Origin of the sequence: Neobacillus cucumis, from assembly GCF_002860255.1 — a bacterium.
Classification (GTDB): Bacteria; Bacillota; Bacilli; order Bacillales; family Cytobacillaceae; genus Neobacillus; species Neobacillus cucumis_A.
In genome coordinates, this window is the sequence record NZ_PGVE01000049.1 from 1 (window position 1) to 9918 (window position 9918).

The window sequence follows — 9918 nt, forward strand, 5'->3', positions numbered from 1 at the left end:
CTTGTCGGGGCTGATCAAGGCACTTTCGCTTTTCCTACTTGATTTCAAACTTCACTTCTTAGACAATTAATACATCCATTCAAAAACATGTTGAGGAGTTCTATGAAATGAAATCTAAACTTTATTATCAAGATCCATACATACAAACTTTTTCTGCACGTGTTTTAAAGCAGGGACAGGATGAATCAGGAAATACTTTTGTTGTTCTTGATCAAACGGCTTTTTATCCAACTGGCGGCGGCCAGCCGTATGATACAGGCCTGATTGCAGATCGCCAAGTTATTGATGTAGAAGAAGTGGACGGGGAGATTCGTCATTATTTAACTGAGACTATTCCCCAAACGGATGCTAATATAAACTGCATGATTGATTGGGAAAGACGGTTCGATCATATGCAGCAGCATGCCGGACAGCATATTTTATCGGCTGCTTTTGACCATTTATTTGGGTATAAAACGGTCGGATTCCATATGGGGAGCGAAAACCTAACCATTGATTTAGAAACCGAAGAATTAACAAACGAGGAAGCCAGTAAAGCCGAAGAGTTAGCCAATCAAATCATTCTCGAAAATAGGCGTATTGAAACAAAATGGGTAACAGAAGAAGAATTGTCCCAATATAACCTAAGAAAAGAAACAAAGGTAAAAGAAGATATCCGATTGGTTATTATCCCTGACTTTGATTATAACGGCTGTGGCGGCACACACCCTAAAGCGACTGGCGAGGTAAGTGCCATTAAAATTTTAGATTGGGAAAAACAGCGTAAAAATATTCGAATTCAGTTTGCATGCGGCTTGCGTGTAATCAAAAAGCTAGGGGAGAAACAACATGTGTTACATCAATTAACCAAGCTTTTAAATGCACCTGAAAAGGATATGCAGAAGGCTGTTATTCGATTATTAGAAAACGAAAAACAATTGAGTAAAGCACTAGAACAGTCAAGGGAAACTCTGTTTGAATATGAAGCAAAGGAATTGGCCGGGAACAGTCAGTCTGTCGTTGCTAAAGTTTTCGAAAACAGAACCATACAAGAATTGCAAAAGCTGGCACGAATGATCGTTTCAGAGAATGAAAACAGCCTTGTATTTTTTGTTTCATCAGATGGAATTCGATTACAATTGGTAGGTGCAAGAGGGAAAGCACGAAATGAAAATATGAAAAAACTAATAAGTGAGATTTTACCATTGATTAATGGTAAGGGCGGTGGAAATGAATCCTTTGCTCAAGGTGGTGGAGAGGCCTGCCTGACAGCAGAGCAACTTCTTGATAAAATAGTAAGCTTGAGAAATTAGCCGCCCAATAAAAATGACAAAAAAGATAGGAGAATATTATGCGGAAAGAAGTACAAACCAACTTAGAGTTTGTGGATCTGTTAAATCAATGGGATCCTTTTCACTTAGAGAATGGAGATTATGACACAGAAATTGCCGATACGGTTCAAGCTGTTTATGAACTGAATGACCCTTTAAGGCTTGCTGAACGTATTCAAGCTATTTATGAATTTTCATTTGAAAAGGTGATCCCGATGGAGGATTGCCTAAATATTGCGAAGGATTTACTAGTCATAAAAGCCAATCAATCCTGCTCATTATAAGAAACACAAAAAAAAAGGACAATCTGACGGATTGTCCTCTCAAAAAGGGGGGAATACTAGAAAGCTTATACTTTAAGTGTTCCCCGTTTTTCCATTTTTAAACAGTAAAAAATGGTTGAAATAAAAAAACGGTAAATTTCACCGTGAAAGAGTGCGATTTTATCTATTTAGGATTTCATAGAAGATGAGTTTTGTGAACATTATTTATTTGACTGAAATAATTCCTGCGCTGGTATATCAAGAACAGTAGACAATTTTAAGATTGTTTGATTACTTGGAATTTGTTCCCCAGATTCATATTTAGCTATTGTTTGGGCCCCAACTCTAACCTTCTGAGCCAGTTCCTCTTGGGTCATATTCAGCATTTCCCTGTACATTTTGATGGTTTGCCCCATTGAGTTCATACCATTCACCCCATCTTTGGTAAATAACTTCTCACTATTAATATATCATGGAGAATTGCCCCTCTATTTATTCCTTTTTGAAATTTATGTGGAGATTTCTATAAAAGCAAGTACAATTTGGTAAGCTTTTTGATAAAAGACTTTTTTTATGATATAATTTTTTAATGCGTATATATGGGAAAAAATAAATATTTATTTAGGAGTGTTTACATGACAGAAAAAATTGAAACTGGCAGTATTTTAACAGGAAAAGTTACAGGAATCCAACCGTACGGGGCGTTTGTTGCGTTAGACGAAAATACACAAGGTCTTGTTCATATATCTGAAATCACGCACGGCTATGTTAAGGATATTAATGAGCATCTTAAAGTTGGCGATGAAATTAAGGTTAAGGTCTTGTCGGTGGATGAAGAAGCTGGAAAAATTGGTCTTTCCATTCGAGCTACGGAAGAAGCACCAGCTCAAACGGCTCCAAGACCAAAGAAGCCCCGTAAGCGCCAAGCTGCTGCCATTATCCCTGAAACTGAGGGACAACAAGGGTTTAATACTTTAAAAGATAAGCTGCAAGAGTGGATTGAACAATCCTCACGCTAAGATTTACTTAAAAAGTAGGTTGAAAATAAGCCTGACCCAAACTATTCCTATAGTTTGGATCAGGCTTATTTTTTTTGAACAGTTTAATAAAATACCAAGAAAAAATATTCATTCTTTTTTCATGCTCGGCTACAATAGAAGTAACTATACATAAAATATAAAAAAATGAAACGGGGGAAATAACTTGGAAGAAAAACATACTTCAAGTGAATTAATCAATCAGACAGAAAAGTATGGTGCCCATAATTATCATCCACTGCCAATTGTTATTTCAAACGCAGAAGGCGTTTGGGTAGAAGACCCCGAAGGCAATAAGTACATGGATATGCTAAGTGCTTATTCAGCCCTTAATCAAGGTCACCGTCATCCCAAAATAGTTCAAGCGTTAAAAGACCAAGCAGACAAGGTTACATTAACCTCACGTGCCTTTCATAACGATCAGCTCGGCCCTTGGTATGAAAAGGTTTGCCAGCTAACCAATAAAGACATGGTTTTGCCGATGAATACTGGTGCAGAGGCAGTGGAGACGGCTGTTAAGGCGGCAAGACGCTGGGGTTATGATGTGAAAGGACTAGCGGAGGATCAAGCTGAAATCATCGCGTGTGTTGGAAACTTTCATGGAAGAACGATGACAGCTGTTTCATTGTCATCTGATGCAGAATATAAGCGCGGTTTTGGTCCAATGCTTTCAGGAATCAAATTAATTCCCTATGGTGATTTAGAGGCCCTTAAAGCCGCCATTACGCCAAATACAGCCGCTTTTTTAATGGAACCGATCCAAGGAGAAGCAGGGATTATCATCCCGCCTGAGGGCTTTATGAAGGCTGCGTTTGAGGTTTGTAAGGAAAATAACGTCCTCTTTATTGCCGATGAAATTCAAGCAGGATTGGCACGTACGGGTAAAATGTTTGCCTGTGAATGGGAAGGAATAGAACCGGATATGTATATCCTTGGAAAAGCCCTTGGCGGAGGTGTCTTTCCCATTTCATGTGTGGTAGCTGACAAAGAGATATTAGGGGTATTCAATCCTGGTTCACACGGTTCCACTTTTGGAGGAAATCCCATGGCATGTGCGGTGTCGATTGCAGCACTTGATGTACTTGTAGACGAAAAGCTTGCTGAAAAATCTCTTGCGCTTGGAGAATATTTTATCAACAAATTAAAAGAAATTAAGAATCCAAAAATAAAAGAAGTCCGCGGCAGAGGGTTGTTTATTGGTGTAGAATTAACAGAATCAGCAAGAAAGTTTTGTGAACAACTCAAAGAATATGGCCTGCTTTGTAAAGAAACACATGAGACTGTCATTCGTTTTGCACCACCGCTTGTTATAACGAAAGAGGAATTAGACTGGGCTCTTGAGCGGATTAACAAAGTATTAGGGTAAGCATGAAAAAAACTTAGGGGTGCCAAAATGGTGACGATTGATGAGGACATAGAGGTTAAAGAAGATTTAAACCTGCTTACATCAACAAAAATTGTAATACATGATGCCTTAACAAAACTCGGATATCAGCAAGATATGTTTCATCTTTTAGAGGAGCCGTTAAAAACACTCATTGTTCGGATCCCTGTGCGGATGGATGATGGATCAACCAAGCTCTTTAAAGGGTTTCGTGCTCAGCATAGTGATGCTGTCGGACCTACGATGGGCGGAATCCGATTTCATCCAAAAGTAACGGAGGATGAAGTAAAGGCATTATCGATGTGGATGAGTATCAAATGTGGAATTTGTGATTTGCCATTTGGCGGAGGCAAGGGCGGCATTATTTGTAACCCTCGGACGATGTCCTTTGGAGAGTTGGAGCGATTAAGCAGGGGATATGTCCGCGCTGTCAGCCAAATAGTCGGACCAACGAAAGATATTCCTTCTCCTGAGCTGTATACAAACTCGCAAATTATGGGCTGGATGCTTGATGAATACAGCCGTCTGCGGCAAAACGATTCTCCCGGATTTATTACAGGAAAACCCTTGGCACTAGGAGGGTCCGAGGGCTGGGAAACGGCTGGCGCAAAAGGGATGACGATTTGTATTGAAGAAGCTGCCAAGAAGCGCGGAATATCGCTAAAAGGCGCCAGGGTTATTGTCCAGGGGTTTGGTAATGCAGGAGGATTTGTGGCGAAGTTTTTACATGAATCAGGTGCAATCATTATTGGTATATCTGATGTATATGGTGCACTTTATGAACCTGATGGGTTACCTATTAATTATCTGTTAGATCGAAGAGATAGTTTTGGAACAATTACCACTCTTTTTGATGGTGTGATGCCAAACGAAGAGCTGCTGACAAAGGAATGCGATATTTTGGTGCCGGCAGCCATTGCTAATCAAATAACGGCAGAGAATGCATATAACATTAAGGCGAAAATTGTGGTGGAAGCGGCGAGCGGTCCAACGACACTTGAGGCGACCAATATTTTGACAGAGCGGGATATTTTGCTTGTCCCGGATGTATTGGCAGGAGCCGGAAGTGTGACTGTATCCTATTTAGAATGGGTTCAAAACAACCAGGGACTTTACTGGGATGAAGAGGAAATAGAAGAGAAATTAAGAGAAAAGATGATCCAATCCTTCAACCGGATTTACGAGCTTGCACAAAGCCGCAACATTAATATGCGTTTAGCAGCATACATGGTGGGTGTAAAAAAGCTAGCAGAGGCATGCCTTTATCGAGGCTGGGTTTAAAAAAATCCTTGTGTCATGAAAATGATACAGGGAATTTTTTTTGTAAGTAAGTAGAGAATATAACTTTGAGAATTGTGTTTTTTTGAAGAATCGGGAACTAGGAAAGTTAAGGAGCGTCCTAAACCCCTGAAGCCGAAAGGAATCGGAAGCTACGACAGATAAGAAGGACTCTCAACCCCTGAAGCTGAAAGGAATCGGAAGCTACGACAGATAAGAAGCGCTCTAACCCCCTGAAGCCAGAAGGAATCCGGTGCTGCAGCAGATAAGAAATATTCTCAACCCCCGAATGCCTCAAAGCACCTATTTTGCAAAATGAAACATATTCAATAATAATAGTAAATGAAAAGGAAGGTGTTATCTTTGGAGAATTTTACATTTTTAAATCCAACAAAATTAATATTTGGTAAAGGCCAGCTTGATCAATTAAAAACAGAAATCCCGCAATATGGGAAAAAGGTGTTACTTGTCTATGGCGGGGGCAGTATTAAGAAAAGCGGCCTCTATGATAAAGTGACAGCCATCCTTGATGAAATTGGTGCCCAGGTATTTGAACTTTCTGGTGTAGAACCAAATCCACGTATCTCAACAGCCAGAAAAGGCGTTGAAATCTGTAAACAAGAAGGAATTGATTTCCTTTTAGCTGTAGGTGGAGGAAGTGTCATTGACTGCACCAAGCTGATTGCAGCAGGTGCTAAATATGATGGAGATCCATGGGACATTGTTATAAAGAAAACTTTTGCACGTGAAGCTTTGCCGTTTGGTACGGTTTTAACGCTGGCAGCAACAGGCTCTGAGATGAATTCCGGCTCTGTCATTACCAATTGGGAAACGAACGAGAAATACGGATGGGGCAGTGCTGTGACATTCCCTAAATTTTCAATTCTAGATCCGGTCAATACCTTTACCGTTCCTAGAAACCAAACGATTTATGGCATGGTAGATATGATGTCACATGTATTTGAACATTATTTCCATCTTGAAGAAAATACAGACTTTCAAGACCGCATGTGCGAATCATTGTTGATTACTGTAATGGAGACCGCCCCTAAGTTACTGGCAGATCTTGAAAACTACGAACACCGGGCAACGATTCTTTATGCTGGTACCATGGCGTTAAATGGTATGGTAAACATGGGTTATCGCGGGGATTGGGCAACGCACAACCTAGAACACGCTGTATCTGCGGTCTATGATATTCCACATGGCGGCGGATTAGCGATTCTATTCCCACACTGGATGGAACATAACTTAAGTGTAAAACCAGAGCGCTTTAAGCAGATGGCTGTCAGAGTGTTCGGAGTAGATCCAGAAGGAAAGACCGCGGAGGAAACAGGTTTAGAAGGAATTCGTAAGCTGCGTGAATTTTGGAACAGTATTGAGGCTCCTGCGCGTTTGGCAGATTATGATATTGATGACAGTAAGATCGAGCTTATGGCAGACCGTGCGATGGTCAATGGGGAATTTGGTAACTTTAAAAAGCTAAACCGTGACGACGTACTAGCCATTTACCGGGCTTCATTATAAAAGTAGGAAATTGTCGAAATTGCTTACGCTTTCATAGGGGGGAGTTGTCTTGATAAATTCCTCAACCTTAGGTAAAGTGATAACTGAAAAATAAAATATTGGAGGATCACAACATGACACACGTTCGTTTTGATTACTCGAAAGCCCTCTCCTTTTTTGGAGAACATGAACTTACATATTTACGCGATGCCGTAAAAGTTGCTCATCATTCTCTTCACGAGGGAACTGGTGCTGGAAATGACTTTTTAGGCTGGATTGAACTGCCAACCAACTATGACAAGGAAGAATTTTCACGCATCCAGAAATCAGCTGAGAAAATTAAATCAGATTCTGATGTTCTCCTTGTTATCGGGATTGGCGGATCTTATCTTGGGGCAAGAGCAGCGATTGACATGCTTTCTCACAGCTTTTACAATGCTCTTCCAAAAGAGAAACGCAGCAATCCACAAATTATTTTTGTTGGAAACAGCATTAGTTCCACTTATATGAGAGATGTAATGGACCTGCTTGAAGGTAAGGATTTCTCTATTAACGTCATCTCTAAATCTGGGACAACTACTGAGCCAGCCATTGCTTTCCGTATTTTCCGCAAGCTTCTTGAAGAAAAATACGGCGTAGAGGAAGCTCGTAAACGCATTTACGCAACTACAGACAAAGCAAGAGGCGCTCTTAAAACATTAGCGACAGAAGAAGGCTATGAATCCTTTGTCATTCCGGATGATGTCGGCGGACGTTATTCTGTTTTAACAGCTGTAGGTCTCCTGCCAATCGCTGTATCGGGTGCAGATATTGATAAGATGATGGCAGGTGCTCGTCAAGCACAAAATGATTTCAGCCACTCTGAAATCGAAGAAAATGCTGCCTACCAATATGCGGCAGTAAGAAATGTCCTTTACAATAAAGGAAAAACCATTGAAATGCTGATTAACTATGAGCCAGGCTTACAGTACTTTAATGAATGGTGGAAGCAATTGTTTGGTGAAAGTGAAGGGAAAGACCAAAAAGGGATTTACCCATCTTCCGCTAACTACTCAACAGACCTTCACTCATTAGGACAATATGTTCAAGAAGGCCGTCGTGATATATTCGAAACCATTGTTAAAGTGGACAAGCCTCGCCATGAGCTAACCATTGAAGCCTTTGAAAATGACTTAGATGGTCTTAACTATCTAGAAGGTAAAACCATTGACTTTGTTAATAACAAAGCTTTTGAAGGTACTATGCTTGCTCATACAGACGGTGGCGTTCCAAACCTAATTGTTACGATTCCAGAAATGGATGAATATTCATTTGGCTACCTTGTTTATTTCTTTGAAAAAGCATGTGCCATGAGCGGATACCTTCTTGGTGTGAATCCATTTGACCAGCCGGGTGTTGAAGCTTATAAAGTGAATATGTTTGCTTTATTAGGTAAACCAGGCTTTGAAGAAAAGAAAGCTGAACTTGAAAAACGTTTATAATAATTTTTATAGAGAGTGCTGATGCTTTAATTGCATCAGCACTCTTTTATTTGGGAAAACTAACGCTATAAAAAAGGGGGAATTTATACATGCATGAGATTCCATCTAAGGTAGAAGGCAAACAGTTTGATTTATATAAGCTAGAACAAAAATTAAAACCAATCGGTTATACGATTGGCGGTAATTGGGATTATGATCATGGTGCATTTGATTATAAACTCAATGATGAAGAAAGCTACCAATTTTTAAGGGTGCCATTCACCGCCATTGATGGTGAGTTAGATACAAGAGGATGTATGGTGGAAATCGGCAGACCGTTCCTATTGTCACATCAATATGAATACGGCATTGATGAACACGGTGATACCGGCAATTTTTCGGCTACCTTAAACCAATTTCAAGCTCCTATCGATAAGGATGCAGATATCCCAACTCAGTTTGTTGATAAAGGTAAGAAATTAGTAGCTGAATTAGAGAGCGTCATCTTAGACTAATTATTTAAAAGTTAATAATTGATCATTTTCCTCCATTTCAAAAGAGTGAGGGGGGTTAAGAATCGTTTCATCCCCTCTTCTCAATCCTATTAATAGTAACCCCTCATTCATAAGGTCAAGGCCAACCTCCCTGAAATTCCTTCCGACATTAGCCTGATGAATTGGATAAGAGGAGAATCTGTTTTCCTGAAGTTGGTGGATGACATTTAATAATAATCCGTCCCCTTTTGAGTGAAGGCTATTAATCATAAAAACACTCGTTAATTTATTGGATTGGATGACTTCATCGGCTCCTGCTCTTCTTGCATTTACTACTTGCTCCGCGGTTAAAATTTCAACAATACATTTTACCTGAGCACAAAGTCCTTTAATCGTGAGTAGGGTTAAGATGCTGTTCATGTCTGCTTGGAGTTCATCGTTACCTCGGTCAGCCGTAATTAACACCTTTTCCGCATTTTCAATATCACTTTTCATAATGGTATTATCGACATGGCCTTTTCCTTGAATAAAATGGACAAATCTTGATTTTACGGGATTTGCCTCAAGTGATTCATCAATAAGGACAATCATTTGCTGATTATTTATATTGGTTAGATGATGGATCAGTTCTTTGGATCTCTCATTCCAGCCGATAATAATGATATGACCAGAACCTTTAAAGGGAATTTTCCCTTCATGAAGAGCATCTTGTTTGGTCACAGCTGCAGCAGCTAATGTTCCAAAATAAGAGGATACAAAAGCAACGCCAAATAATATTAAAATCAATGCTGTTAATCTGCCCAAAAAGGAATGGGGGACATAATCTCCATAACCAACAGTCGATGCTGTAATAATAGCCCACCAAATCCCATCAAAGATGGTTGGGAAGGTATCTGGCTCTAAAAAGTGTATGGAAATCCCAAATGATAGAAAAACCAATAAAGCGATCATTAGGATGCGGACTAGAAGCGGCAAGCGTAAAAAGCTGATATAAACTCTGTTTGGCATGGCCGACACCTCGTTTCTATAATTAGTATTATTGTCAAAATTAGTAAGTCCCATAATCATTCTCCTATTATTTCAGAAATAGCCTTGATAGAGTACCCCTAGGTTGAATAATAATCCAATGCTGGTCGTCAATAGCCTGAATAGCCGACCTAAGATGGAATAAAAATCCAATAACGGT

The 9918-nt window shown here is 39.8% G+C and carries 9 protein-coding genes and 1 pseudogene; 8 read left to right on the plus strand and 2 right to left on the minus strand.

Annotation, left to right across the window (positions count from 1 at the left end; translation table 11 throughout):
* Positions 1–77 precede the first annotated feature (77 nt).
* Together CVD27_RS12880 and CVD27_RS12885 are read left to right on the plus strand one after the other, a co-directional pair.
* Positions 78–1292 (plus strand): alanyl-tRNA editing protein, encoded by a 1215-nt coding sequence (locus tag CVD27_RS12880; protein WP_257984354.1) that lies wholly within the window; start codon positions 78–80, stop codon positions 1290–1292.
* Positions 1293–1330: 38 nt separating this feature from the next.
* Entirely contained in the window at positions 1331–1594 is a 264-nt protein-coding gene (locus tag CVD27_RS12885; RefSeq protein ID WP_101648315.1) for a DUF1871 family protein, read from the plus strand.
* 212 nt (positions 1595–1806) lie between these two features.
* Here CVD27_RS12885 and CVD27_RS12890 read toward each other — a convergent pair.
* Positions 1807–1998, minus strand: a pseudogene (locus CVD27_RS12890) (helix-turn-helix transcriptional regulator); the annotation flags it as partial.
* A 210-nt stretch (positions 1999–2208) separates the two neighbouring features.
* On the opposite strand from CVD27_RS12890, the gene yugI reads away from it, so the two are divergent.
* The 6 genes from yugI to CVD27_RS12920 all read left to right on the plus strand — a co-directional run bounded on the left by yugI (position 2209) and on the right by CVD27_RS12920 (position 8753).
* On the plus strand, positions 2209–2592 hold the full coding sequence (yugI, locus tag CVD27_RS12895; RefSeq protein WP_101648317.1) for a S1 domain-containing post-transcriptional regulator GSP13: 384 nt from the start codon (positions 2209–2211) through the stop codon (positions 2590–2592).
* 184 nt (positions 2593–2776) lie between these two features.
* On the plus strand, positions 2777–3976 hold the full coding sequence (locus CVD27_RS12900; RefSeq protein WP_101648318.1) for an ornithine--oxo-acid transaminase: 1200 nt from the start codon (positions 2777–2779) through the stop codon (positions 3974–3976).
* 27 nt (positions 3977–4003) lie between these two features.
* Positions 4004–5275, plus strand: a complete 1272-nt coding sequence (locus CVD27_RS12905; RefSeq protein ID WP_101648319.1) for a Glu/Leu/Phe/Val family dehydrogenase — start codon at positions 4004–4006, stop codon at positions 5273–5275.
* A 360-nt stretch (positions 5276–5635) separates the two neighbouring features.
* Positions 5636–6799: an iron-containing alcohol dehydrogenase gene (locus CVD27_RS12910; RefSeq protein ID WP_101648320.1), complete on the plus strand. Its 1164-nt coding sequence runs from the start codon at positions 5636–5638 to the stop codon at positions 6797–6799.
* Positions 6800–6912: 113 nt separating this feature from the next.
* Positions 6913–8259, plus strand: a complete 1347-nt coding sequence (locus CVD27_RS12915; protein ID WP_101648321.1) for a glucose-6-phosphate isomerase — start codon at positions 6913–6915, stop codon at positions 8257–8259.
* An 89-nt stretch (positions 8260–8348) separates the two neighbouring features.
* The gene (locus tag CVD27_RS12920) at positions 8349–8753 is read left to right on the plus strand and encodes a YugN-like family protein (RefSeq protein WP_101648322.1); all 405 of its coding nucleotides are present in this window, start codon (positions 8349–8351) and stop codon (positions 8751–8753) included.
* On the opposite strand, the gene CVD27_RS12925 is transcribed toward CVD27_RS12920, so the two are convergent.
* Positions 8754–9794 carry a potassium channel family protein gene (locus tag CVD27_RS12925; protein WP_308301797.1) on the minus strand — a complete coding sequence of 347 codons (1041 nt, stop codon included), beginning with the start codon at positions 9792–9794 and terminating at the stop codon, positions 8754–8756.
* Positions 9795–9918: the final 124 nt, after the last annotated feature.